25 protein-coding genes are annotated in these 24,249 nt (G+C 59.5%); 12 read left to right on the top strand and 13 right to left on the bottom strand.

The genetic code is table 11. From position 1 onward, the window contains the following. Positions 1 to 519 precede the first annotated feature (519 nt). Positions 520 to 1,335, bottom strand: a complete 816-nt coding sequence (gene pssA, locus TMS3_RS08130) for a CDP-diacylglycerol--serine O-phosphatidyltransferase (protein ID WP_025164766.1) — start codon at positions 1,333 to 1,335, stop codon at positions 520 to 522. A gap of 156 nt (positions 1,336 to 1,491) precedes the next feature. Then, positions 1,492 to 2,508 (bottom strand): ketol-acid reductoisomerase, encoded by a 1,017-nt coding sequence (gene ilvC, locus TMS3_RS08125; protein ID WP_025164765.1) that lies wholly within the window; start codon positions 2,506 to 2,508, stop codon positions 1,492 to 1,494. A 123-nt stretch (positions 2,509 to 2,631) separates the two neighbouring features. Between ilvC and ilvY the strand changes: the two genes are divergently transcribed. Beyond that, the gene (gene ilvY / locus TMS3_RS08120; protein ID WP_025164764.1) at positions 2,632 to 3,513 is read left to right on the top strand and encodes an HTH-type transcriptional activator IlvY; all 882 of its coding nucleotides are present in this window, start codon (positions 2,632 to 2,634) and stop codon (positions 3,511 to 3,513) included. 51 nt (positions 3,514 to 3,564) lie between these two features. Here ilvY and ilvN read toward each other — a convergent pair whose 3' ends face one another. Then, positions 3,565 to 4,056, bottom strand: coding sequence for an acetolactate synthase small subunit (ilvN, locus tag TMS3_RS08115; protein WP_025164763.1), 492 nt, complete (start codon positions 4,054 to 4,056; stop codon positions 3,565 to 3,567). Between the two features lie 2 nt (positions 4,057 to 4,058). Beyond that, positions 4,059 to 5,783 (bottom strand): acetolactate synthase 3 large subunit, encoded by a 1,725-nt coding sequence (locus TMS3_RS08110; protein WP_025164762.1) that lies wholly within the window; start codon positions 5,781 to 5,783, stop codon positions 4,059 to 4,061. 404 nt (positions 5,784 to 6,187) lie between these two features. Between TMS3_RS08110 and TMS3_RS08105 the strand changes: the two genes are divergently transcribed. Further along, the gene (locus TMS3_RS08105; protein ID WP_025164761.1) at positions 6,188 to 6,622 is read left to right on the top strand and encodes a DUF4124 domain-containing protein; all 435 of its coding nucleotides are present in this window, start codon (positions 6,188 to 6,190) and stop codon (positions 6,620 to 6,622) included. 17 nt (positions 6,623 to 6,639) lie between these two features. Here the strand turns inward: TMS3_RS08105 and TMS3_RS08100 are convergent, their stop codons facing one another. The 3 genes from TMS3_RS08100 to mrcB are packed head-to-tail and all read right to left on the bottom strand — an operon-like array spanning position 6,640 to position 10,008. Next, entirely contained in the window at positions 6,640 to 6,969 is a 330-nt protein-coding gene (locus TMS3_RS08100; RefSeq protein ID WP_025164760.1) for a YqcC family protein, read from the bottom strand. Beyond that, on the bottom strand, positions 6,969 to 7,673 hold the full coding sequence (locus TMS3_RS08095) for a tetratricopeptide repeat protein (protein ID WP_025164759.1): 705 nt from the start codon (positions 7,671 to 7,673) through the stop codon (positions 6,969 to 6,971). Before TMS3_RS08095 ends, TMS3_RS08100 begins: the two co-directional genes overlap by 1 nt. A 16-nt stretch (positions 7,674 to 7,689) precedes the next feature. Further along, positions 7,690 to 10,008, bottom strand: coding sequence for a penicillin-binding protein 1B (gene mrcB, locus TMS3_RS08090; protein WP_025164758.1), 2,319 nt, complete (start codon positions 10,006 to 10,008; stop codon positions 7,690 to 7,692). Between the two features lie 120 nt (positions 10,009 to 10,128). Here mrcB and TMS3_RS08085 point away from each other — a divergent pair, with 120 nt between their 5' ends. The 5 genes from TMS3_RS08085 (at position 10,129) to TMS3_RS08065 (ending at position 14,095) form a co-directional block, all read left to right on the top strand. After that, a complete protein-coding gene (locus TMS3_RS08085; protein WP_025164757.1) occupies positions 10,129 to 11,691 on the top strand; it encodes a bifunctional aminoglycoside phosphotransferase/ATP-binding protein in 1,563 nt (520 codons plus the stop codon). A gap of 86 nt (positions 11,692 to 11,777) precedes the next feature. Beyond that, positions 11,778 to 12,122 (top strand): pentapeptide repeat-containing protein, encoded by a 345-nt coding sequence (locus TMS3_RS08080; RefSeq protein ID WP_025164756.1) that lies wholly within the window; start codon positions 11,778 to 11,780, stop codon positions 12,120 to 12,122. A 2-nt stretch (positions 12,123 to 12,124) separates the two neighbouring features. Beyond that, positions 12,125 to 12,874: a class I SAM-dependent methyltransferase gene (locus tag TMS3_RS08075; RefSeq protein WP_025164755.1), complete on the top strand. Its 750-nt coding sequence runs from the start codon at positions 12,125 to 12,127 to the stop codon at positions 12,872 to 12,874. A gap of 41 nt (positions 12,875 to 12,915) precedes the next feature. Continuing rightward, the gene (locus TMS3_RS08070) at positions 12,916 to 13,188 is read left to right on the top strand and encodes a TfoX/Sxy family protein (protein ID WP_025164754.1); all 273 of its coding nucleotides are present in this window, start codon (positions 12,916 to 12,918) and stop codon (positions 13,186 to 13,188) included. Between the two features lie 106 nt (positions 13,189 to 13,294). Continuing rightward, positions 13,295 to 14,095: a Crp/Fnr family transcriptional regulator gene (locus tag TMS3_RS08065; RefSeq protein ID WP_025164753.1), complete on the top strand. Its 801-nt coding sequence runs from the start codon at positions 13,295 to 13,297 to the stop codon at positions 14,093 to 14,095. 439 nt (positions 14,096 to 14,534) lie between these two features. Here the strand turns inward: TMS3_RS08065 and TMS3_RS08060 are convergent, their stop codons facing one another. Genes TMS3_RS08060 through TMS3_RS08050 form a run of 3 tightly spaced genes read right to left on the bottom strand, consistent with a single transcriptional unit; the run spans position 14,535 to position 17,230 of the window. After that, positions 14,535 to 15,416, bottom strand: a complete 882-nt coding sequence (locus tag TMS3_RS08060) for a ChaN family lipoprotein (RefSeq protein ID WP_025164752.1) — start codon at positions 15,414 to 15,416, stop codon at positions 14,535 to 14,537. Between the two features lie 9 nt (positions 15,417 to 15,425). Further along, entirely contained in the window at positions 15,426 to 16,193 is a 768-nt protein-coding gene (locus TMS3_RS08055) for a heme ABC transporter ATP-binding protein (RefSeq protein ID WP_025164751.1), read from the bottom strand. Continuing rightward, positions 16,193 to 17,230, bottom strand: coding sequence for a FecCD family ABC transporter permease (locus tag TMS3_RS08050; RefSeq protein WP_025164750.1), 1,038 nt, complete (start codon positions 17,228 to 17,230; stop codon positions 16,193 to 16,195). Before TMS3_RS08050 ends, TMS3_RS08055 begins: the two co-directional genes overlap by 1 nt. Before the next feature lie 151 nt (positions 17,231 to 17,381). On the opposite strand from TMS3_RS08050, the gene TMS3_RS08045 reads away from it, so the two are divergent. Beyond that, the gene (locus TMS3_RS08045) at positions 17,382 to 17,696 is read left to right on the top strand and encodes a Rieske (2Fe-2S) protein (protein ID WP_025164749.1); all 315 of its coding nucleotides are present in this window, start codon (positions 17,382 to 17,384) and stop codon (positions 17,694 to 17,696) included. A 58-nt stretch (positions 17,697 to 17,754) separates the two neighbouring features. Here the strand turns inward: TMS3_RS08045 and sfsA are convergent, their stop codons facing one another. Both sfsA and TMS3_RS08035 read right to left on the bottom strand, forming a co-directional pair. Then, the gene (gene sfsA / locus TMS3_RS08040) at positions 17,755 to 18,462 is read right to left on the bottom strand and encodes a DNA/RNA nuclease SfsA (protein WP_025164748.1); all 708 of its coding nucleotides are present in this window, start codon (positions 18,460 to 18,462) and stop codon (positions 17,755 to 17,757) included. Then, positions 18,452 to 19,633, bottom strand: a complete 1,182-nt coding sequence (locus TMS3_RS08035; RefSeq protein WP_025164747.1) for a pyridoxal phosphate-dependent aminotransferase — start codon at positions 19,631 to 19,633, stop codon at positions 18,452 to 18,454. The genes sfsA and TMS3_RS08035 overlap by 11 nt, the downstream gene beginning before the upstream one ends. Positions 19,634 to 19,829: 196 nt before the next feature. On the opposite strand from TMS3_RS08035, the gene dksA reads away from it, so the two are divergent. The 3 genes from dksA (at position 19,830) to TMS3_RS08020 (ending at position 21,925) form a co-directional block, all read left to right on the top strand. Then, positions 19,830 to 20,273 carry an RNA polymerase-binding protein DksA gene (gene dksA / locus TMS3_RS08030; RefSeq protein WP_025164746.1) on the top strand — a complete coding sequence of 148 codons (444 nt, stop codon included), beginning with the start codon at positions 19,830 to 19,832 and terminating at the stop codon, positions 20,271 to 20,273. 95 nt (positions 20,274 to 20,368) lie between these two features. Then, the gene (gluQRS, locus tag TMS3_RS08025; protein WP_025164745.1) at positions 20,369 to 21,256 is read left to right on the top strand and encodes a tRNA glutamyl-Q(34) synthetase GluQRS; all 888 of its coding nucleotides are present in this window, start codon (positions 20,369 to 20,371) and stop codon (positions 21,254 to 21,256) included. 129 nt (positions 21,257 to 21,385) lie between these two features. Beyond that, positions 21,386 to 21,925 (top strand): hypothetical protein, encoded by a 540-nt coding sequence (locus TMS3_RS08020; protein ID WP_025164744.1) that lies wholly within the window; start codon positions 21,386 to 21,388, stop codon positions 21,923 to 21,925. Positions 21,926 to 22,009: 84 nt separating this feature from the next. On the opposite strand, the gene TMS3_RS08015 is transcribed toward TMS3_RS08020, so the two are convergent. Next, entirely contained in the window at positions 22,010 to 22,921 is a 912-nt protein-coding gene (locus TMS3_RS08015; RefSeq protein ID WP_029866204.1) for a LysR substrate-binding domain-containing protein, read from the bottom strand. Positions 22,922 to 23,210: 289 nt separating this feature from the next. Here TMS3_RS08015 and TMS3_RS08010 point away from each other — a divergent pair, with 289 nt between their 5' ends. After that, positions 23,211 to 24,173 (top strand): NAD(P)-dependent oxidoreductase, encoded by a 963-nt coding sequence (locus tag TMS3_RS08010; RefSeq protein ID WP_025164742.1) that lies wholly within the window; start codon positions 23,211 to 23,213, stop codon positions 24,171 to 24,173. Positions 24,174 to 24,249 lie beyond the last annotated feature (76 nt).

Raw genomic sequence — 24,249 nt, 5'->3', positions numbered from 1 at the left:
CCCCACGAAATCCACGTCAACCCTTAATTTGGGGGTTTATTTCAGTGCCACCAGTAAGCCTGCCAAACACTCCACCAAGCGGCCACCCATATAAGGAGGACACAACAGCACGAGTACCGCTATATGCACTGCTCCAAGCAACCAATACCAATCACCCCCAGCATCAGCAGACAGACAACCTCATCTGAGAGCAGCTCCATACGCACTATCAATCAACAGCCAAGTCCGCAAAGCACCACATACCATACCGCTGAAGTAAAACTTCGCGTCGAGATGCGCGAATGCGGCTATCCACTTATTCAGAACCAGTAGCGAAATAATGTGCTGCTATCGTCCAAGAGACTTTGAGCCCTACCGCCACAAACACGGACGACCAGCGACCGCACAGAGCCGGCGACGAAACAGACAGATAGAGCCAGAGGGGCGCCGGAACGGCGAGCGACTACGGGGAAGGGAAGGCAGCTCCGTGGCCATAGGTGACGGTGCACCAATAAACCACGGAGCAAAACTGAAATTAGATTACTTGGCCGGCTTGCGCCGACGCAGTTGCAACAAATATTGCACGGGGCCTGAAGCTGCATACGCAAGGAAGATGATCAGTAGAATCCGTGGCGGATCACTGAATACAACAGCAAAGACCAACACCACCGCCAGGATGGCGACAAATGGTACGCGCCCTTTCAGATCAAGATCCTTGAAGCTGTGGTACTTGATATTGCTGACCATCAGCATGCCGGCGGCAGCCACCAACATCGCCACTGCAAAGGCCATATTCGAGCCTTTAATGCCGAAGTCGCTAAAGGCCCAGACGGTACCTGCCACTACACCGGCCGCCGCCGGGCTGGCCAAACCGATGAAGAAACGCTTGTCCGCTGTGCCAACCTGGGTATTGAACCGCGCCAGGCGCAAGGCAGCTCCCGCGACGTAGATAAACGCCACCATCCAGCCGACCTTGCCCATGCTGCCCAGCGCCCATTCGAAAGCAAGCAATGCTGGAGCTACACCGAAGGCGACCATATCGGACAACGAATCGTATTCGGCACCAAAAGCGCTCTGCGTATTGGTAAGTCGCGCCACTCGCCCATCCAGGCTATCCAGCACCATGGCCACGAATACCGCAGCAGCAGCCACGTAGAAATTGCCGTTCATGGCATTGATGATCGCGTAGAAGCCGGCGAACAGGTTGGCGGTAGTGAACAAATTCGGCAGCAGATAGATGCCGCGATGACGAACCTTACGCCCCTCCGCATCATGTCCCTCTTCCTCATGCTCATCGATTGGCAGCATGCTTTCGGCGTCGGGGGCCGGTTTTGGCTCTTCTGGACGTTCGTTCATGAACAACACCTTGCAACGGAGATGGAAAATATCGACAGGCGTTACCGACAATGATTCGCCGACAGCCCTGACTTAATGATCAGGCTTTATACCAGAAGCCTCGCACTAGAATGAAAAAACGCGGCCAAGGCCGCGTTTTTCTTCAATCAATAGACCTTAGTTCTTGGCCTTGTCGACAATTTTGTTAGCACCGATCCAAGGCATCATGGAGCGCAGTTGCTCTCCGATGACTTCGATACCGTGGGCCGCATTGTTACGACGCTTGGCGGTCATCGAAGGATAGTTGGTTGCGCCCTCGCTGATGAACATCTTGGCGTACTCACCGTCCTGAATGCGCTTAAGAGCGTTGCGCATCGCCTGACGGGATTCGGCGTTGATGACTTCTGGGCCGGTCACGTACTCGCCGTATTCGGCGTTGTTGGAGATCGAGTAGTTCATGTTGGCGATACCGCCTTCGTACATGAGGTCAACGATCAGCTTCAGTTCGTGCAGGCACTCGAAGTAAGCCATTTCAGGCGCATAGCCGGCTTCAACCAGCGTTTCAAAGCCCGCTTTAACCAATTCAACGGTACCGCCGCACAGTACGGCTTGCTCGCCGAACAGATCGGTTTCAGTTTCGTCTTTGAACGTGGTTTCGATGATACCGGTACGACCACCACCAACGCCCGACGCGTAGGACAGGGCAACGTTTTTGGCGTTGCCGGAAGCATCTTGGTAGATAGCGATCAGGTCAGGGATACCGCCGCCTTTGACGAACTCGGTACGCACGGTGTGACCCGGAGCCTTCGGCGCGATCATGATCACGTCAAGGTCAGCGCGCGGCACTACTTGGTTGTAGTGAATTGCGAAGCCGTGGGAGAAAGCCAGGGTAGCGCCTTTCTTGATGTTCGGCTCGACTTCGTTCTTGTACAGGGACGACTGGAACTCATCCGGGGTCAAGATCATAACGAGATCAGCAGCGGCAACAGCCGAGGCCACGTCAGTTACTTTCAGGCCATGGGCTTCAGCCTTGGCAACGGTGGCCGAGCCTTTACGCAGACCCACAGTCACGTCAACGCCGGAGTCTTTCAAGTTGCACGCTTGGGCGTGACCCTGGGAGCCGTAACCAATGATGGCAACTTTCTTACCCTGGATGATCGAGAGGTCACAGTCTTTGTCGTAATAAACTTTCATGTTCTTGGCTCTTCTAATCGAAATAGGTGGGTGCAAGCACCGCGACGGAGACACCTTAAGTGATCAGCACCGTTGCGTAAAATGATATATTTGCAACACAACATGCCGATATTTGAAATGATCATGGATAACCACTCCCTTAGACTTTTTCTTTCTTTGGCCGACAACCTGCACTTCGGCAAAACCAGCCGCGAGCTGCACGTTAGCCCCTCCGCGCTCAGCCGTAGCATCAAACAACTTGAGGACGAACTCGGAGCACCGCTGTTTCTTCGAGACAACCGCTCGGTTCGTTTGACCCGTGAGGGAATCCAGTTTCGCGAGTATGCAAAAGACGTAATAAGCGGCTGGCAAGCCATGCGCCAGGCCTTCAAACAGGATCAATTGGTTCTGCATGGGGAGCTTTCGCTGTATTGCTCGGTAACGGCCAGCTACAGCTTTCTCTACGACATCCTGAGCAACTTTCGCCAGGACTACCCGCGCATTGAGATGAAGCTGCACACAGGTGACGCCGCTAAAGCGGTGGAACGCATACAAGAAGGCCTGGAAGACATTGCCATCGGCGCCCGCCCCGACAGCCTACCGACTGGCGTCGAGTTCCAACCGATCGCGCGCTCCGAACTGTGCTTTATCGGCCCACTGTCATCCCAGCTATTAAGTGATGAGCAGGTGAAGCACCCCGGCGCAGTCAATTGGCGAGATGTGCCGATGATTCTCTCGGAAGAAGGTCTCGCTCGAACACGCACAGATCGCTGGCTAAAAAACCACAACATCAAACCGCGCATTTACGCGCAAGTCAGTGGTAACGAAGCCATCGTCAGCATGGTCAGCCTGGGTTTTGGCATTGGTGTAGTCCCGCAAATCGTACTCGACAACAGCCCGCTGACCGCCCGCATCCGCACCTACGACATCCAACCACCGCTAACCGCCTACGACATTGGCCTATTTGCGCTAGAGAAGCGTCTCAAAGAACCGCTAATCAATGCCTTCTGGAATCGCCAACGCTGACAACCGGCCAAAAAAAACCCCGCTAATGCGGGGCTTTCAAATACAACTGCATCAGATGCTCAGCACCTTATCGCCACGCGCAATGCCGGTAACGCCACTGCGCACGGTTTCCAGAATCGACGCGGTACCAACAGCCTGAATAAAGCTGTCCAGCTTGTCGCTCGTGCCGCCCAACTGAATGGTGTACACGCTGCTGGTTACATCGACGATCTGTCCACGGAAGATATCGGTAGTGCGCTTGACTTCTGCGCGCTGAGCGCCGGTGGCCTTGACCTTGACCAGCATCAGTTCGCGCTCGATATGCGCGCTTTCCGACAGATTCACCAGCTTGACGACTTCCACCAGCTTGTTGAGGTTCTTGGTGATTTGCTCAATCACCTCATCGTGGCCCACGGTGGTCAACGTCAGACGCGACAAGGTCGGGTCCTCGGTCGGTGCCACAGTGAGGCTTTCGATGTTGTAGTTACGTTGCGAGAACAGACCGACCACACGGGACAAAGCGCCTGGTTCGTTTTCCAGCAGCAGGGAAATAATATGTCGCATGCTTAAGTCCGCTCCGTCTTGCTCAACCACATATCACGCATCGACCCGTCTTTGATCAGCATCGGATAGACGTGCTCGCTGTTATCGACCTGGATATCGAGGAATACCAGACGATCCTTCAGTGCGAACGCCTCTTCCATCATTGGCTTCAGATCCTTCAGATCGGTAATGCGCATGCCCACGTGACCATAGGCCTCGGTCAGTTTGACGAAATCGGGCAACGACTCCATGTAGGAGTGCGAATGACGGCTGCTGTACATCATGTCCTGCCACTGGCGCACCATACCGAGGACGCCATTGTTGAGGTTGATGATTTTCACCGGCAAGTCGTACTGCAGACAGGTGGACAGTTCCTGAATGTTCATCTGGATACTGCCTTCACCGGTGACACAGGCTACGTCGTCATCAGGGAAGTTCAGCTTGACCCCCATCGCTGCCGGGAAGCCGAACCCCATGGTGCCCAGACCGCCGGAGTTGATCCAGCGATTGGGTTTATTGAACCGGTAGTACTGCGCCGCGAACATCTGATGCTGACCTACATCGGAGGTGACGAAGGCATCGCCGTGGGTCACTTCACTCAGCGTTTCGATCACGGTCTGCGGCTTGATGATGCTGCCGTCACCCTTGTCGTACGGGAACATGCCACGGCTGCCACGCCACTCTTCGATCTGCTTCCACCAGCTGGACAACGCCTCTTTGCCCGGGGCTTCGCCGATTTCCTTGAGGATCGCGACCATCTCGGTCAGCACGCTGTCCACCGGACCAACAATCGGAATATCGGCCTTGATGGTCTTGGAAATCGAAGCGGGATCGATGTCGATGTGGATGATCTTGGCGTTCGGGCAGAACTTACTCGGGCCATTGATTACCCGATCATCGAAGCGCGCGCCCACGGCGAGAATCACATCGGCATGATGCATAGCCAGGTTGGCGGTGTAGCTGCCATGCATACCCAGCATGCCGAGGAACTGGCGGTCAGTGCCCGGATAGCCACCCAAACCCATCAGGGTGTTGGTCACTGGCAGGTTGAGCATTTTCGCCAGTTCGGTCAGCGGCGCCGCAGCGCCGCCCATGATCACCCCACCGCCGGAGTAGAGCATCGGGCGCTTGGCGCTCAGGAGCAATTCCGCAGCCTTGCGGATCTGTCCGGAATGCCCGCGCAACGCCGGACTGTAGGAGCGCAACTTGGCTTTCTTCGGGTAAACGTACTCGAACTTCTCGGCCGGGTTGGTCATGTCCTTCGGAATATCCACGACAACCGGACCGGGACGACCAGACTGCGCCAGATAGAAGGCCTTCTTCAAAACGTCTGGAATTTCCGAAGCATGCTTGATCATGAAGCTGTGCTTCACGATCGGCCGGGAGATACCGATCATGTCGGTTTCCTGGAAGGCATCGGTACCGACCATGTTGCTGGGCACCTGGCCGGACAGCACCACCATCGGGATGGAATCCATGTAGGCCGTGGCAATACCGGTAATGGCATTGGTCGCGCCCGGGCCGGAGGTCACCAGCACCACACCGGCTTTACCGGTGGCGCGGGCATATCCATCGGCCATATGCGTTGCCGCTTGTTCATGACGGACCAGGATATGCTGCACTTCCGGCTCTTTGAACAAGGCATCATAGATATGCAGCAAGGCACCGCCAGGGTAGCCATAAATGTTCTTAACGCCTTCGTCACGCAAAAAGCGGACGACCATTTCAGCGCCGGATAAAAGCTCCACGTTGTTCACCTCTAAAACGCCAGAAAACCGCCCACAATAGGACGGTCTAAGATAGGTTTACTGCCAAGCAGAGCATGAGCGACGGTGGTCGCCGACTACGTCAGCTACTACTGAGCAAGTATTGGGAACACCCCAAATATTGCGGGGTTTTCCCACCCAGCGCGAGGTAACGCGTTGCGGGTGTAACAGGTCGGCGCGGGTGTGCGCCTCATGTCTGCTGAGCTAAAGCCTGCTTGCGGCGGACTCCACTACAGCGAACGTTGAATTGTTCGGATTCGCGCGAAGCAAGTCAAGTGATCCGTAACGGAATCTGCAATCTTCTGCTGTGACGCAGCGCAGGATGAAGACTCAAGCTTTTTCGTTATAGTAACCAACAGGTTTCGCAGCTCATTTAAGGAAACAGCATGCGCCGAATGATTCTCACCAGCAGCTTGCTGCTCGCCCTGAGCGCAACCGCCATGGCCAGCCAAGTCTACAAGTGGGTCGATGCACAAGGGGTCACCCACTTCGGTGCGCAGCCACCGCAAGGCCAGCAAAGCACGACTATCAATACCGCAACCCCACCGCCAATGCCTGTCGAGCAGAAAGCTGCACCGACTTTCCAGAGCATTGCCGACCCCGAACAGGCCGCGATTGACGAGAAGGTCAAACGCGAAATCGCCGCAAAGGAAGTCGAGCGCAAGAAGCATTGCGAAAGCGTGCGCACTAACCTTGCGCAGCTGGAGAACAACCCACGAGTGCGAGTCGAAGAGGCCGGTGAGGTGCGACGCCTAACCGAAGAAGAACGTCAGCAGCGCATTGCTGAGGCCAAGAAGTCGATCACCAGCAACTGCAAGTAGGCCGGCGGAGCGCGACCTCAGGTCGCGCCAGTGATCAATTGATCGAACCCACCCAGCAGACGTATAAGTACTGCTGCTTGTTCAAGGCGCTGGGCATACACCTGCTCGGCCATGGGCTGGATACCTGATACCGCTGGCAGCTCAGCACCGGCTTCAAGCAGGCGTTTCATGCGTGGCAGAAAGATCCATTGCAACCACTGCTCGAATGCCATGCTATCGACGCAAAAGGGTTGCTGGCTGGCCAGGGATTCCTCGCTCGGCGGCTGATCACTCCACCAGCCCTGCGCTCGCAGCTCACGCTCGATCAGCAACAACTGCTCAGCCACCGCTGGCACACGTGCGTCCATCAGAGATTGACCCGCGCACGCTCACGCGCCTGCGCCGCACCGGCAGGATCGCCCTGGCGCTCACGAGCCTGGGCAATCAGGTTCCAGAGACTGGCCTGCAGCGCCGGACGACCACTGGCATAACTCAAACCACGGCGCGCAAACTGCTCGGCCTGGGCTGCATCGCCCTGAGCCAAACGAACCTCCGCCAGACGAAACAGCACTTGCGGCTCACGTGGCGCGATGCGCTGGGCACGCTCCAGACTGGACGCCGCGCCATTCAGATCACCGCTACCTTGCTGTTGCTGGGCAGTAGTCAACAATGCCAAGACAGGGCCATCCAACTGCTCATCGGCGGACAGGCCACCCGAACTCGGAATCCCGTTCGGCATGACCGGCGCTGATGCGCCGTAAGCGCCAAAGCCGCCCGAGTCAGTGCTCAGCGGCTCGCTGCCCTGGCTGCCGATGATCGGCGCGCTGGGCGCAGGAAAGGTCTGAATCGGCGCAGAGCTGCCACCCGCACCCGGCACCATCACCACCACTCCCGAGTCTTGTGGCTGGCTTTGCCGTGGACTAGGCGTCGCACCATAGCCGCCAACGCTGCCTTGTTGCTGCTCAGAGGCCGACGAGCCAGACTCGACCACCGGGATCGAGCCGCGCGGCACGCTGGCGCAACCACCCAGCAATACCGAGGCAGTTAAAGCAGGAATCAACCACTTAGTCACGTCACACCCTCTTCAATTAATCCAACCAGCCACGGACCCAGTCCATAACCGAGTCGACCGGCGCCTGAATACCACAGGCGATGCCAGGAACTGGTTCGCTGCCGCGAATATACGGCATCTGCACGGCATTCGGGCAGCTCGGGTCGGAGCCTCGCCCGCTATTGGCATCCACCCAGGCTTGCACCACGTTATCCGGCAGCGGCATGTCCAGCGGCAGCGGGTCAGCTTTACGCATGAACTCGGTCCACACCTGCAAGGCGCCACTGGCACCGGTCAGCGGCGTCGGGCCATTATCGTCGCGACCGAGCCAGACCACCGCCAACAGATCCTGACTGAAGCCGGCGAACCAACTGTCCCGGGAGTCGTTACTGGTCCCGGTCTTACCCGCTAACGCCAGAGAGCGGGGCAATTGGCTATACACCGAGCGCCCGGTTCCTTCGTGCATGGTGCGCTGCATGGCGTTCTGCAGCAGATAAATCGCGCCGGCATCGAAACGCTGCTGAATCTGGTAGGGGTAGCGCTTAAGCGGTTCGCCCTCGGCCGTCAAGACACTGCGAATCCCTCGCAGTGGGGTATTGAAGCCGCCATTGGCCAGGGTCTGATACATATCCGCCACTTCCAGCGGAGTCAGTGCACCGGCACCCAGCAGCATAGATGGATACGCCGGCCACTTGCGCTCGACGCCCAAGCGCTCAAGGGTTTTGAGTACATTTGGCACGCCCAGTTCCAGCCCCAGCTTTGCCGTGGACAGGTTGTAGGAGTTTACCAGGCCCTGATACAGGTAAATCGTGCCATGGGCCTTGCGGTCATAATTCTGCGGACGCCAGACCTGACCGTCCTGCCCCTTGATGGAGAAGGGTTGATCCTCGAGCAAGCTGGTCAAGGTGTACTGGCTCGGGCGCTCCAGTGCGGTCAGGTAGATCGCTGGCTTGATCAGAGAGCCAATCGGCCGAACTGCATCCAAAGCCCGGTTAAAGCCGGCGAAGCGCGGCTGACGACTGCCGATCAACGCCTGAACCTCACCGGTTTCCGGGTTGCTCACGACCATCCCGGCTTCCACCTGATCCACGCCCTTACGCCCAGACAAACGCTTCAGCGAGTCCGCCAGGGCGCTTTCGGCCTTGAGCTGGATAATCGGATCGAAGCTGGTGAAGATGCGCAACCCTTCTTCGGTCAAGTCGGCCTCGCGGTAATCTTCACGTAGTTGCCGCTTTACCAGGTCGATGAAAGCCGGAAAGGAACTGTCGGCCATGCTGCCACGACTGCTCACACCGAGTGGCTTCTGCTTTGCCGTGTTGGCCTCTTCGGGCGTCACCACACCCTGCTCGGCCAGGACATCAAGCACCAGATTGCGCCGTTCCAGAGCACGCTCCGGATTGCGGCGCGGGTTGTAGTACGTGGGCCCCTTGACCATGCCGACCAGCAATGCCACTTGTTCGAGCTTCAACTCGGAGAGCGGTTGACTGAAGAAATACTGACTGGCCAGACCAAAGCCATGCACCGCACGCCGGCCATCCTGGCCGAGAAAGACTTCATTGAGGTAGGCCTCGAGGATGTCCTTCTTGTCGTAATGCAATTCCAGCAGCACGGCCATCATGGCTTCGACGGCCTTGCGCGTGAGACTACGTTCGTTGGTCAGGTAAAAGTTCTTCACCAACTGCTGAGTCAGCGTACTGCCGCCTTGACGCAACTGCCCGGCAGTAGCGTTGACCCACACTGCACGCGCAATCGATTTGGGCGATACGCCGAAATGATTGAAAAACTCGCGATCCTCAACTGCCACCAAGGTTTCGACCAAATAAGGCGGCACCTGCTCCAACTTGATCAGCACCCGATCTTCCTGATGCGCCGGGTACAAACCACCGATCAACAGCGGCTCCAGGCGAGCCACCGCCAGGTTGCCACCGTTGGCTTGGCTCAAGCCGGCGACATAGTCTCCGGAAAAACGCACACGTACGCGCTGAGAGGGCTCGCTGCTTTCATAGAACTGAAAACCGCGGGTATGCAATTCGAGGTTATTGCCGGCTACCGAGACGCCGCCCGGGCCACTGCCCGCACTTTCTCGGCGATAGCCGAGGGCGTCCAACTCCTTGAGAAAATCGGTCTTGGCCAGCTTCTGCCCGACGAACAGCTCCAGCGGTCTGGCATAGACCTTGGCGGGCACGGTCCAGCGCTTGCCGGAGAACTTCTCCTGCACCACGGCATCGAGATAAACCGCAAAGCCGGCGAGTACGACCAAACCGACCAGACTGAGCTTGAAAGCCCAGCCCAGCCAGGGACGCATGCCACGCGAGCGGCGCTTTGAACGAGAACGGGGGGATCGGGTACGAGTCATGGCGCGGCATTATACGCACTTTGCTGGGCACAAGCAGGCGCAGCCAAGCGGTTTGCAGAGCGGCTCGCAGCCGCCATAATGCCCGCCTCTTAAATTTGTTCGCATAGCCAAGGATCACCCGTGAGCCAAGCCCTGATTGCCGCCCTGCAAAACCCGGCCCTCTACCCTCACCCGGTGGACGCCTTCCAGGTCATCGAGACGCACATTTCCTGGGTCCTGCTGACCGGCCCCTACGCTTACAAGATCAAGAAGCCGGTGAATTTCGGCTTCCTCGACTTCACCGAACTGGCGGCCCGCGAACACTTCTGCAAGGAAGAACTGCGCCTCAATCAACGCCTGACCCACGACCTGTACCTGGAGGTTTTACCGATCAACGGTAACCTCGAGGCACCGCAACTGAATGGCGATGGCCCGGCCATAGAATACGTGCTGAAAATGCGCCAGTTCCCCCAGGACCAGTTATTGGGTGAGGTGCAGGTGCGCGGTGAACTGAGCGAGGCGCACATCGACGCCCTGGCCCAGAGCATCGCCCGTTTTCATCTCAACGCCCCACAGGTGGCGCAGAGCCATGAACTCGGCACGCCTGAGGCGATCATGGCGCCGGTCCGGCAGAACTTCGAGCAGGTCCGCCCGCTACTCTCGGATCAGGCCGACCTGCAACAACTCGATGCATTGCAGGACTGGGCCGAAAGTAGCTTCGAACGACTCAAACCGCTGCTGGCACAACGCAAGGCCGAGGGTTTCATTCGCGAATGTCATGGTGATATCCACCTGGGAAACGTCACCCTGCTTGACGGTCAGGTCACGCTGTTCGACTGCATCGAATTCAACGAACCCTTCCGCCTGATCGACATCGTCTCGGACGCGGCCTTCCTTGCCATGGATTTGGAGGATCGCGGCCTGAAACCCCTGGCCCGACGCTTCGTCAGCGCCTGGCTGGAGCACACCGGCGACTACGCCGCGCTGGAGCTACTGAACTTCTATAAAGCCTACCGCGCCATGGTGCGCGGTAAAGTCAGCCTGTTCCGTCTCGGCCAGGAACAGGACGCGGTACAGCGCGCAGTGATTCTGCGTCAATACCGCAGCTACGCCACTCTAGCGGAGAGCTACAGCGCCATCCCTTCGCGCTTCCTGGCCATTACCCATGGCGTTTCCGCAGTCGGCAAAAGCCAGGTGGCCATGCGCCTGGTCGAAGCACTCGGGGCCATCCGCCTCCGTTCGGATGTCGAACGCAAGCGTCTGTTTGGCGAGCAGCAGAGCAGCGCGCAAGGCCAGCTGAGCACCGGCATCTACAGTCAGGACGCCAGCGCGGCGACCTACCAACGCCTGCATCAAATGGCCGATGCCGCACTGCACGCTGGCTTCCCGGTAGTGATCGACGCCACTTACCTGAAGCAAGCTCAGCGTCAGGCCGCCTGGCAAATTGCCGAAGAAACCGGCGCGCCGTTCCTGATTCTCGACTGCAACGCCCCGGACGAGGTAATCGCCAGCTGGCTGGCTCAACGTCAAGCCGTGGGCCAGGACCCGTCCGACGCCACACTCGAGGTCATCCAGGCGCAGCACGCCAGCCGCGAAGCGCTCAACGACGACGAACAAGCCCACAGCAAGCGCGTCGAAACCCACCAAAGCGCCAGCCTGGACAGTTTGGTGGCACGCATACGTCAGCGCTTGCCCGGCCTGTAAATACCGCAATACTCGCGTCAGCCACGGCGAGCAGAGCTCGCCGTGGCTTCTATACTGGCGGGAAACCCTGCAATGGATAACCCACCATGAGCCAGCCGCGCCAACTCGATTGCCCGCTCTACCGCCTGCTGTATAACGAAGACATCAGCGGCTTCAACAATCGCAAACCGCCAGGCGAAGAGGTCAACCTCAGCGGCGGCGATTTTCGCGGCCTGGACTTCCGCGCCCTAGACGCCGAAGGCATCAATTTCAGCGACGCCTATTTTCGCGGCAGCGACCTGCGCGGCCTCGATCTGCGTCAGGCAAAACTGGAAGGCGCCAGCTTGGCGCATGCACAAATTTCAGGCGCCTACTTCCCCGCCGAGCTCAGTGCTGACGAGATCCTCATGTCAGTCAACTTTGGTACCCGCCTGCGCTATCGCACCCGATAGACATGAGCGAAGCCTCCCAACTGTTTGGCGCCCGCTCGACTGCCTACGCCAATTTTCGCCCCGAGTATCCAGACGCACTGTTCCAGTGGCTGGCCAATCACAGCCCCGAACGCCAACGAGCCCTGGACATCGCCTGCGGTAACGGCCAGGCCAGCCGCCCACTCCGCCAGTACTTCACTCAGGTCCTGGCCTGCGATGCGAGCCTGGAGCAGCTACGCGCCGCCGAAGATCTCAGTGGCATTGCCTGTTTTACTGCCAACGCCGAAGCACAGCCATTAGCCAGTGCCAGCCTCGATCTGATCGTGGTCGCGCAAGCCCTGCACTGGTTCGCCACACCAGTGTTCTTCGCCGAGGTGGCGCGCCTGCTCAAGCCTGGCGGACTGTTCTGCGCCTGGTGTTACAGCCTTTTGCGTATCGACGAGCCCCTGGATGCGCTGATCGACGTGTTTTACTGGGGCACCCTGGGCGGCTACTGGCCCACCGGACGCAGTAGCGTAGATGCCGGTTATAGCGATATCTACGCACCATTCCCACGCATCAAACTGCCCGATCTGGCCATCGAAGCGCGATGGAGCTTCAATCACCTGCTTGGCTATCTGCGCACCTGGTCGGCGGTGCAATGCTGGGAACGTCAACATGACCGAGACCCGGTTACCGAGCTTGAGCCGGACCTGCGTGAGGCCTGGGGTGATATCAATCAGCTACGAGTTGTCCGCTGGCCGCTACACTTTCTGGCAGGTATCCCCCACTGAGTATTTCTCCAGCCGCTTTTCCGGCAATGCAAGGAGGCTCGATGAACGACGAACTGCAACACTTGAAGAACCTTGGCAAGACTTCGGCGCAGTGGCTGCATGCCGTTGGCATACACAGCGCCAACGACCTGCGCAGGCTCGGCGCGGTCAGTGCCTACCGGGCGGTACGCGCGCGTGGTTTTCGCGCGTCCAAAGTCCTGCTCTACGCCATCGAGGGAGCACTTCTGGATGTGCACTGGAATCAGTTGCCACCCGCTCACAAAGCCGAGTTGAACGGTCAACTCGAAGCTTGTTCGCCACACAATAAGAGCTAGCTCACAACCTCTACCGACAAGGATTTACCTAGGGCCTGGCGCCGCCTATTGTTTTAGGGCCTTTCGTGCGCTTCAGTCAGCCTAGCCAGTTCAAGGAATTACGCGTATGTACTTACTCGGTGAGCAACCAGCTTACGCCGACCAACTGATCAACCGACTGCAAAGCATCCCCACGCAGCTGTTGGAAGGCCTGTCACCTAGTGGGTCACCCCTACGACTGGAGGGGGTCGAAGATCTGAGCAAAGTGCTGCCGGACAACCAGTTGTTCATTATTGAAGATGGCTTGTTGCATGCACTGGTCAGCGAGCGTCCGCTGTTCTATCTACAGGAAGGCGACCTGGTAGGTTTACGCCAGGGCATCGACCTGCCCAGCTGCCGGTTCAGCAGCGAAGAGCCACTGAGCCTGACCCCCTACTCACGCAGCGAAGTGTTCAAACACATCTACGCCAGCGAACAGCGCCAAGAATTGTTTATCCAGTACCTGATCGGCCATACCGCTCTACTCTCCGATGCCCTGGCGCGCCTTAAGCAACCGGACATCCGACCCGCTACCGGCTTCCAACACTTCGCCGCCGGTGAAGAGCTGATCCTTCAAGGCACCGCTGCCGATCACGTTTTCATCATCATCGAAGGTCGTGCCGAAGCCTATGTCGACGGACACAAGGTCGGCGATGTACAGAAAGACGAAATTTTCGGCGCCATGGCTGTTTTCACCCGCGAGAAGCGCAGCGCCACCGTAGTGGCCTGTGAGCCCTGTACGGTAATGGTGATCCCCAAGGAGCAATTCCTCAGCCTGATGCAGAGCAATCCACGGATTGCCCACAGCCTGATTGAAAACATGGCCCGGCGCATCGACTTACTGAACAAGGAAGTCACCCAGCTGCGCCTGCCTGCGGCGGCCCTGTAAGGCATAAACCCTACCTCGAGCCTGACCCTAGGCCAGGCTCGGAGCACTCGAGGCTTGCGACAGAGTGGTCGAAAGTATTTTGAAAAGACCGTTGACTTGTAAATGATAATTGTTATTATTATCGCGACTGATCGCGAGATCAGCTGTTAACCTCAAGAGACTTACAGGCCTCTTCTGGTTATCTCCTCATCAGGCTAATCACGGTTATTGACCCGGCTCTTGCCGGGTCTTTTTTTACCTGCAGAAAAGTACGCCCAGCCGACTCCTCGTGGCCCACTTGCATCGCCGACCATCTGGCCAATTCCGCGCTCTAACAAGCTCTCATCGAGAACTCAGGCTGATTGATAGCTGCATTCGAGTCAGCAGCCCAGCACAAACAGCAAGCGGAACCGCCTATGACAGCGACAGTAAGTTGCTTAGATCGCCCGCCGGCAACAACTCAAGGCCGCAGTTCGGCGCAATGATCCTGTTCCGGCAGCGCGGCGCTGTACCAGACGAAATCGGCCGCGTCAGCACTAACCGGCTTGCCGACCTCGGCGAGGAGCAACACCAGGCTGTCCGCCAGCGGGTTCAGATCGACCAGGTGCAAGGGTACGCCCAGGTCACGGCGCACATGAAAGGCTCCGGCTACTAGCAGGCTTGGGGCAGGCGCTGCCAGCAGCACCTCGGCCATGCGTCGGTCGCGTTGCTGCTGCACGGCGAGCATGGCCGGCAGCTGGCTGTCCGGCAGCAGGCCGCAGTGAGAGACGCGAATCTGCTCCAGCAGCAGCTGACGCACCCTATCCGCCGTCGAAGCCGTGCCGCTCAAGATCGCTGGCTGGCGATAAACCTGCAGCACCTCAGCAGGCTGCAGATTGGCCGCCAACAACGGATAAGGCTGGCCCAGGGCATGCCGCACAAGCGCTTCATACAACGCCCAGTCCCAGCCGGGAAGCCAATACAGCGCGCCTGGCAGGTCGGCAACCGTATCACCGGACGCAAACTGCTCGCGCACGGCATCCACCCTGGGTTGCTGGTCCGGCGTCAGCATTTCCAGCAACAGACTGCCCTGCTGCCGCTGCTCTGCCAGCGCGCGCAGCAGCCAGAGTTGCAGGGCATGGTGATCCGGGTTGTCGTGCTGTTCGCCGACCAGCACCCGTGGTGCCTTGGCCAGACGCTCAACCAGTTGCCGTGGCGTTAGTCGCTCGCCTGTACGCAGATCTTCAATCTGCCCCAGGTCAGCATGCGTCAGGCCCAGTGGACTCTGCCAGGCCGGCAAGGGTGGCAAAGCGCTCTGACAGCCCGCCAGGAGCGCCAACAATGCGATGACAAGGACACGCATGGGTTCTCCTCAGCGGGCGACAATTAGCGGATGACCGCGTTCTGGATGGCGCTGCACCAGCACCTGCAGGCCGAATACGGCGTGCAGCGGCTCGGCGCACAGCACCTCCTCGGGACTGCCCAGGGCATATGGCCGACCGCGATCGAGCAACAACAGACGATCGCAGTAACGCGCCGCCAGGTTCAGGTCATGCAGAATCACCAACACTGACGCGCCCTGCTCGGCGAAAGTCCGCACGGCTTGCAGGGTGGTGTGCTGATGCAAAGGGTCGAGCATCGAGGTCGGCTCGTCCAACAGCAGGACCTGTCCCGCCCCGCCTGGCCAGAGTTGTGCCAGCACCCGCGCCAGGTGCACGCGTTGCCGCTCGCCGCCGGACAAGGCCAGGTAACTGCGCCCGGTCAGATGCGCGGCGTCCGCGGCCAACAGCGCCTCGCGAATGATCTGCGCATCGCGCACGCGGCCACTGGCGTGGGGCAATCGGCCCATGGCCACAACAGCCTCAGCAGGAAAGGCAAAACTCAGCGTCGAACTCTGCGGCAAAACCGCCAGCCGCTGCGCACGCTCGCCGCCCGGCCAATCGCTGAGCCGGCGCTGATCCAGGTAGACCTGGCCTTGGGCCGGGTGCAGCTCACCACAGAGCGCGCCGAGCAAGGTGCTCTTGCCCGCGCCATTCGGACCGAGCACGCCCAGCACCTGACCTGGCTGCAGCTGCAGGTCGATGCCCGCCAGCACCGTGCGGGGACCACGCTGCACCGCCAGATTCTCCGCGCGCAGCATCAGGCGCGTCCTCGCACGAGTAGGTAGAGGAAGAACGGTGCCCCGATCAACGCGGTGACAATACCCAATGGCAACTCAGCCGGCGCCAGTAACAGACGCGCGAGCAGATCTGCCAGCAGCAGCAGGCTCGCCCCCGCCAGCGCCGACGCTGGCAACAACAGTCGGTGATCCGGACCAATCAACAAACGCATCAAATGCGGCACCACCAGGCCAATAAAACCGATCAACCCCGCTGCCGCCACCGCAGCACCAACCCCGAGGGCGGTGCACAGCACCAGCTCACGCTTGATCCCCTCGACCGCAAATCCCAGGTGGCGCGCTTCAGATTCGCCTAACAGCAACGCATTCAGCGCCTTGGCCCGACGCGGCAACCACAGCGCAACCGCCACGGTAACCAGCAACAAAGGCCAGAGCCGTGCGTAACTGGCGCCATTGAGGCTGCCAAGGTTCCAGAAGGTCAGGGTGCGCAGCGTCGCGTCATCGGCCAGGTAGGTAAACAGACCAATCGCCGCGCCAGCCAGGGCGGTCAGGGCGATCCCGGCCAAGAGCATGGTGGCTACGCTGGTCTGGCCATCGCGCCGCCCCAGACGATAGACCAAAGCAGTCACCCCAAGCCCGCCGATAAAGGCACAAAACGACAACAGATAAGGCGCCAAGGCGTTTGGCAGGCCACCCAGCGCCGCGCCGCCGACGATGGCCAGGGCCGCGCCCAGGGCCGCGCCGCTGGACACGCCGACCAAGCCAGGGTCGGCTAACGGGTTGCGGAACAAGCCCTGCATGGCCACCCCGCATAACGCCAGCACCGCGCCCACCGTCAGCCCGAGCAAACTGCGCGGCAGACGAATTTGCCCGAGAATCAACTCGGCCTGCTGCAGTTCTGTGCCGCCCACGGGCAACCCTAGCAGGCGCAACGCCGCTTGCAGGGTATCGGCCAGTGGCAGGTTGACCGGCCCCAACGCCAGGGACAACCACAGCGCGAACGCAAGCAGTAAGCCCAGAGCAATAAACAGTGAGCGCGGCTGAACAACAGGATTCATGGCGTGGACTTGGCTTCGGCAGTCAGAGGTTGGCTGGCAGGATAAGAGGCTGTGCGACAGGCTGCCAGTCAAACGACTCAGTCCCCGACAGCTCATGCCTCTTGGCAGTCGCTAACAGTAGAGGATAATGCGCGCCTGCGTGGAGATGCCGATGATTCGTTTATGCGCTCCGGATGAGCTGACTGAAGGTCAGAGCCGAGGCTTTGTGATTGCTGACAACAAGCTGTTTGCCGTGCGCAAGGACGGCCAGGTATACGCTTACCTGAACCGCTGCCCGCACCGCGGCATTCCCCTGGAGTGGCAGCCCGACCAGTTTCTCGACGCCAGCGCCAGCCTGATCCAGTGCGCTACCCATGGCGCACTGTTCCTGATCGATTCAGGCGAGTGCGTGGCTGGCCCCTGCGCCGGGCAGTCACTCGAGGCGCTGAGTTGCGAGGAAAACAGCGAAGGAATTTGGCTCCTGTAGCCCGGATGCAATCCGGCAGCGGTTTATGCAAAAAACAGTGCCCTCAGATTACATCCGGCTATAGCGCCACCTCGAGCTTGCGCGCCAGGCGAAGACCTTCGGGGCTGATGTCCACGCCATAGGCCAACACCTCGACGCCGGCCTTAACCGCCTCGCGTAGGGCTGCGGTATACGCGGAGTCAATCTCTTCGGCCGGGCGCACTGCGTCGATGCCGGAGAGGTTTACGCAGTACAACTGCACTGCACGCACACCCTCGCGGGCCAAGGCGGCCAGCTCACGCAAGTGCTTGCTGCCGCGCTCGGTACGCGCATCGGGAAAGGCCGCGACAGTTGAGTCGGCGAAGCCCAAGGTCACGCTTTTCACTTCGACGAAGGCAGGGCCGCTCGGATAGTCCAGGCGAAAATCCACCCGACTGCGTTCCTGTCCATAGGGCACTTCGCGCTTAAGCCCACTGAATCCGCTCAACTCGGCGATCACCCCGGCGCGCAGCGCCTCCTCGACCAACCCGTTGGCCCGCCCCGTGTTGATGCAGGCCAGTCGACCGTGCGGAGTTTCGCCAATCTCCCAGGTGCCCGGCAGTTTGCGCTTGGGATCGCTGGAGCGGCTGAACCAGATCCGCGCGCCTTCGCTCATGCAATTGAGCATCGAGCCGGTGTTGGCGCAATGGATGGTCAGCAACTCGCCACTGGAGGTTTCGATATCGGCGAGGAAACGCTTGTAACGGCGCAGCAGGCGCCCCGGCTCCAGTGGCGGATCAAAATGCATGGGGCCGCCAGGTTTTCAGGCCACGGGCGATGCGTTCGACGGCCTGCTGCAGTCGCATCTGACTCTGTGTGTAGGCAAATCGCACATGTTGTCCGGCCTGATGCCGACCGAAGTCCAGGCCCGGCGTAAAGGCCACATGCTCGGTTTCCAGAAAGTGCTTACAAAATGCGAAAGCATCGCCACCAAACGCACTGATGTCCGCATATAAATAGAAGGCGCCTTCTGGCTCTACCGCAATATTGAAACCCAGCTCACGTAGCGCCGGCAGCAAGAAGTCGCGGCGCTGCGCAAACGCCTCACGGCGCTGCTCGAGAATCTCCAGGGTCTGCGGCTCGAAACAGGCCAGCGCGGCGTGCTGCGCCATGCTCGGCGCACTGATGTAGAGGTTCTGCGCCAGTTTCTGCAGTTCCGGCACCGCCGCGGGCGGGGCCACCAGCCAACCGAGACGCCAGCCGGTCATGCCGAAATACTTGGAAAAGCTGTTGAGCACAAAAGCCTCATCATCCACTTCCAGCACGCTGGCCGCGTCGACCCCGTAGGTCAGGCCGTGATAGATCTCATCGACCACCAGATGCCCCCCACGATCTTTCAAGGCTCGCGACAGGCCGGCCAACTCATCGCGCTGCAGCAAGGTGCCGGTCGGGTTTGCTGGCGACGCGACCAGAGCGCCGACGCTATCGCGGTCCCAATGCCGCTCTACCAGTTCGGGGGTCAGCTGATAACGCACCTCCGGGCCCACCGGCACCAGCTGCGCGGCGCCTTCGATCAAGCGCAGGAAGTGGCGATTGCAGGGGTAACCCGGATCGGCCAGTAGCCAATGCTTGCCCGGATCGACCAACAAGCTGGTGGCCAATAACAAGGCGCCGGAACCACCGGGAGTAATCAAAATCCGTTGAGGGTCTATGCTCAATCGATAACGTTGCGCGTAGAAGCCGGCAATCGCTTCACGCAGGGCCGGAATACCCTGCGCTGCCGTATAGCGGGTATGCCCGGCAGCCAGGGCAGCCTGGCCGGCAGCGACGATAGGTGCAGCGGTGGTGAAGTCCGGCTCACCGATTTCCAGGTGAATCACGTCACAGCCTTCGGCCTGCAACTGGTTGGCGCGGGCGAGCAAGGCCATGACGTGAAAGGGTTCGATGGCGCGGCTGCGGGCACTGTAAGGCTGGGCCATGGTCTTGCCTTTATAGAGGTTGAGGCGCGGATTCTAACCAACGTCTCGGCGAAACGTCAGCAACCTCGACAACAGGGAGTGGCGCGGCTTGAGTTGTTCTGGTAAGTTCGCCCGCTTGCAGCCGCAGGGCCGCTTTATAACCGGCAATGGACATCATCCTGCGCAGTGGATTAGAGAATGTGAGAGGCGGTCATCCATGCCCACCAAAGCAAAAGCAAAAAGCAGCCAACTGATTCGTGGCTTCGAACCCTACAAAGAAGGCAAGGGCGAGGAGTACATGAGTGAGCCGATGCGCGCCCACTTCACCAGCATCCTCAATACCTGGAAGCTGGAATTGATGCAGGAAGTCGATCGTACTGTGCACCACATGCAGGACGAAGCGGCCAACTTCCCCGACCCGGCCGACCGTGCCAGCCAGGAAGAAGAATTCAGCCTGGAGCTGCGTGCCCGTGATCGCGAGCGCAAGCTGATCAAGAAGATCGACGAAACCCTGCAGTTGATCGAAGACAACGACTACGGCTGGTGTGATTCCTGCGGCGTCGAGATCGGCATCCGCCGTCTGGAAGCGCGCCCCACCGCGACCCTGTGCATCGACTGCAAGACCCTGGCGGAAATCAGGGAAAAGCAGGTCGGATCCTGATCCGATTACGGGGCGCTTAGGCGCCCCGTGTTGTTTCTGCTTCACTATCGCCGATGCCCCGAACCTTCTCCCCGGCAACTGGCTCCCTCGCCCAGATGAACGCCCCCAGTTACATTGGTCGCTTCGCCCCCACACCCAGTGGTTACCTGCACTTCGGCTCCCTGGTCGCAGCCCTCGCCTCCTACCTCGACGCCCGCGCCGTGGGCGGACGCTGGCTGCTGCGCATAGAAGACCTTGATCCGCCGCGCGAAGTCCCCGGTGCACAAGATGCAATTCTCAAGACCCTGGAAACCTACGGTTTCGAGTGGGACGGCGAACTGGTGCGGCAAAGCCAGCGACATGCCGAATACGCCGCCCTGATCGAACGTCTGCTCGATCAGGGCCTGGCCTATGCCTGTACCTGCTCACGCAAGCAGCTGGAGGGCTATCACGGCATCTACCCCGGTTTCTGCCGCGAAGCCGGACATGCCACGCACGATGCGGCCATTCGCCTGCGCGTGCCGAACGCGGCCTATCACTTCAACGACCGTGTGCAGGGCGAGTACCGCCAGCACCTGAACCAGGAGGTGGGCGATTTCGTGATTCGCCGTCGCGATGGGCTGTTCGCCTATCAACTGGCGGTGGTGCTCGACGATGCCTGGCAAGGCATCACCGACGTGGTGCGCGGCGCCGACCTGCTCGACTCGACCCCGCGCCAGCTGTACCTGCAGGAGCTCCTCGGCCTGCCGCAACCACGCTATCTGCACGTGCCACTGATTCTCCAGCCGGACGGACATAAGCTGGGCAAATCCTACCGCTCGCCGCCACTACCGGCGGACCAGGCCACTGCGTTGCTGATCCGTGGCCTGCACGCACTGGGCCAACGGGTGCCCAGTGAGCTTGAGGAGGCCCGCGCGCCTGAGCTGCTGAGCTGGGCCACTCGGCACTGGGATGCCGGACTGATTCCCTGTCGGCGCACCCTGGACGAGGCGCAACTGCGCTGAACGCCGAGTAGTAGCCCGGATGTGACGCCCCCCGGATTACACCCGGCTTACTTTGCGGTGTCTGGACAGGTGCCAGTTACCTTATCCTTGCGCCCATTACTTATTCAACTCACCAACAGGACCCCGCCAATGAACGCTCAGCTCGAAGAACTGATCAGCAAGATAAGCTCGGGCTGCATGGGGCCGGACGAAATAGCCCGCATCGCCGAAGAAGCGGCCCAAGCCTATGCCGAGCCGCAGGCGTTCCTCACGGCCAACCCGGATATCAATTACGACGACAGCTTCCCCATCCCGCTCGGCGAATGGGTGATCGTCGGCAGTCTGCCAGAAACCGTACTGTTCCAGGCCGACAACTACGCCGAACTGTTCCAGCAGATAGTCGACTCCTTCGGCCCGGACGTGCCTTTCAATATCAAGCCCAAACAGCTGCAGAAAGTTGAACCACTGAAGGCGCTGAACCGCATTCAAGTGCAGCTCAGCAGCATGAGCCCGGAGACCCAGGGCTATGTGCTGCTGAGTTTCAGCGAGCCGCTGGATGACGAGCTGCAAGCCGTGCTGGTGTACAGCAGCGACCTGTCGCGCGTCATGGCGCTGTGTATTGAAGTGGGCATCTATGCGGCGCCGGCCTATGAGGCACTGAAGGCCGCGCAAGCTGCTGCGAACGAGTAGCCCGGCACGTCGCCGCACAAGTCGCAGCCCGCGCTGAGCGTTTCTGGACGACGTTAACGCCAGCCGGGCAAGCTCAGTGATTGCCTATGTTTGGCTGACTTCTAGCAACCAGTTGGTCAGATTCACGACCCGAATATCATGCTGGATTTCCTTTCTACAAATAACGCCCCACTGCCCCTGCCCTTCTGCAAAATGATCGACCGGCTTAACTAAACGCCCCGAACGCAGATCGTTATCGGCGAGTGGGCCATTCACCAGCGCGACCCCTTCGCCATTGATGGCCATCTCCAACGACATGGCCAGGGTATCGACCACAATCGGCACCGCTCTGCTGGCCATCTTCAGCCCGGCAGATTCAAACCATTGACTCCAGTTCCAGTACCTATCCTCGGAATTAACCGCAATCAACGGATAGTGCGCGAGGTCTTCAGGGCATAACCCACTTGGTTTATCGGCTAGTAGCCTGGGACTGCAAACCGGGAAGAATCTGGAATCGAACAGCTTCACCCAATGCAGATGCGCGGGGATCGGTTCACTGCGATAGATCACCCCAATGTCCGCGCTGTCTTCGTCGAAATCCCAGCCAGCACCAGAGGTAGCCAGGCGCAGCTCGATTTCCGGATGCAGTGTTCGAAAGTGCGTCAGTCGATGGGCCAGCCAACAGATCGCAAAGCTGATGTAGGTCTGCACGCGTAGTGCAGGTGATGACGCCATGCGCCGGATCGCCGCGCCGCCTTCAAGCAGCTGCTCAAGCGCGCCCAGCACGTAAGGGTAATAGCGCTCACCTTCAGGGGTCAGAATCAGACTGCGGCCTTTACGAGCAAACAGTTTCACCCCGAGGTCAGCCTCCAGAACCTGCATCTGGTGCGTAATCGCAGGGTGAGTCAGATTCAGCTCTTCGGCCGCACCCCTTACACTGCCCAGCCGCGCTGTCGCCTCGAACCCCTTCAGCGACTTCAGAGGGGGCAGTTTCCGCAAATCGATACCGCTCGCCATCATCACACCTCAAGCCTGCAAGCCAACGCGACTACTCGCGCCCTCTACGATGCCCAAAATATATCCGGCGCCAGATCGCGAATGGTAGATTTTTTTTACCAGTGCGCAAAAAACATCTCAATTGTCCCTTCCTGTGACAGGTAATAGTTTGGCTTCCGAGCCGTCGACATCCTCACGCTGACTGACGAGCAAAAGCGGCCGTTGCCGAGCAACGTGGTCTTCGCCAGACAGCTGAGTCTCGAGCAACCTTTGTCCACAACTTCACAGCAGAAATAAATATGAGGGTTATATGAAAGTAGGATTTATTGGCCTCGGTAATGTCGGTGGCAAACTCGCGGGAAGTCTGCTGCGTAATGGCTATGACCTCACGGTGCGAGACTTGGATCATGAGTTGGCGCAGTCCTTCCTGGATAAAGGCGCGCACTGGGCCGACTCCCCCAAAGAGCTGGCAGAAAAGGTTGATCTGATTATCACCTGCCTGCCATCTCCGGCCGCCTGCGCCAAGGTGATGGAAGCCGCAGACGGCCTGGTTCATGGCCTGACAACCGGAAAAATCTGGTTGGAGATGAGTACCACCGATGACGCCGAGGTACGTCGCCTTGGCGCCCTGGTGGAAGCGACCGGCGCGCTGGCCATGGATTGCCCGGTTTCCGGCGGTTGCCACCGTGCCGCCACCGGCAATATTTCAATTTTTGCCGGCGGTTCACGGGCCGCCTTCGAGCGCGTACTACCAGTGCTGTCGACCCTCGGTCGGCGCGTGCTGCACACCGGTGATATCGGTTCTGCATCGGTACTCAAGGTGATGACCAACTACCTGGCCACCACGCATCTGTGCGCCTTGGCTGAAGCCTTGGTGGTCTGCAAAAAAGCCGGGCTGGACCTGGGCACCACCTATGAAGCTATCCGTATTTCTTCCGGTAACTCCTTTGTCCATGAGACCGAATCCCAGCTGATCCTCAACGGCAGCCGCGATGTCAATTTCACCATGGACCTGGTGATCAAAGACGTCGGCCTGTTCGACTCGCTGGCCAACCAGTTGGGCGTACCACTGGAGATTTCCCCTCTGATTCTGGACATATTCAAAGACGGCCAGCAGCGCTTTGGCGCACGCGAGTGGTCCTCCAACATCGTCAAGCGGCTGGAACAAGCCTGTGACCTGCAGGTACTTGCACCTGGGTTCCCAGCAGAGTTGGTTGACTACGAACCGGAAGAACAAGGTGCCGAAGTCGTGCCGCCGGGCCGTAGCGCTTAGGTCATCCAGCAAAGGGGGCATGTGTCATTAGCCACGTGACCCTTTGCCCGCAGCGATCGCATGCCCTTGCAGGTCG

Source organism: Pseudomonas taeanensis MS-3, from assembly GCF_000498575.2.
Classification (GTDB): domain Bacteria; phylum Pseudomonadota; class Gammaproteobacteria; order Pseudomonadales; family Pseudomonadaceae; genus Aquipseudomonas; species Aquipseudomonas taeanensis.
Note: the sequence above shows the minus strand (reverse complement) of the source record. Positions and strands in the feature narration are given on the sequence as shown.